The organism is Holdemania filiformis DSM 12042, from assembly GCF_000157995.1.
Lineage (GTDB): Bacteria > Bacillota_I > Bacilli_A > Erysipelotrichales > Erysipelotrichaceae > Holdemania > Holdemania filiformis.
On the sequence record NZ_GG657556.1, the window covers coordinates 555,881 to 556,705 of the forward strand.

General features: G+C 52.7%; 1 protein-coding gene. It reads left to right on the plus strand.

Annotated elements, in window-relative coordinates; translation table 11 throughout:
* Positions 1-102: 102 nt before the first annotated feature.
* On the plus strand, positions 103-825 hold a 723-nt coding region (locus tag HOLDEFILI_RS19660; protein ID WP_050766950.1), incomplete at its 3' end, for a GerMN domain-containing protein.

Here is an 825-nt window from a genome sequence, read left to right on the forward strand (position 1 = left end):
CGAAAACAAAAGCTTGCTTGATTTCCAATCTGAAAATTCAACGTCTCTGCGGCATCATTTCCTGCGACATCGGTGCATAGACTGTGACAGGAGGGGATGTTCATGAAAATCAAACCTGAAACTTTGAAGCAGGGCGCGGCTCTGATGTTCGGCGCGGTCGCATTGGCCGCTTACCTCACCACCGTGCTGTGGCCTTCCCGTTCGCAGCCGGTCCAGACCGTCAGCGGATCCGGTGGCGGCGGGGATATGGTTCAAGTCTACTTATTGGATGAAGACGCGACACTGATTCCCTATACGCTGGGGATTGAGGAAGGGCTGGATTTAAATCAGAGAGTCGCTGAGGTCCTGCGCTTAATGACGATCGGCAACGAACCGGTACAGGGAGTGCGCGGGCTTTTGCCAAACAACGCGCAGCTGGAAAACTGTACGCTGCAGGGCAGCCAGCTTTCGCTTTACTTTCCGGAGAATTTCCGCAATTATGATCCCAAGACGGAAATGCGGTTATTGGAAGGACTGACCTGGGCAGTCACGCAGTTTGACGAAGTCAGCGAGGTCCTGCTTTATTTAGCCGGTGAACCGCTGACGCACATGCCGCAGCTGTCAACGCCGGTGCCGCTGCCGTTAAACCGCCAGATCGGAATTAATAATTTTGAGAATACGGTCAATCGCCTGCACGACAGTCATTCATTGACGGTGTTCTATACGCGTCAGAAAAACGGTTCCAGCGTCTACGTGCCGAAAACGCTGCGCATCAGCAATCAGACGAGTCTGCAGGATAAGCTGTCTTCGATTTTGTCGGATATCAGCGTGTTCAGTCAGTTGAAG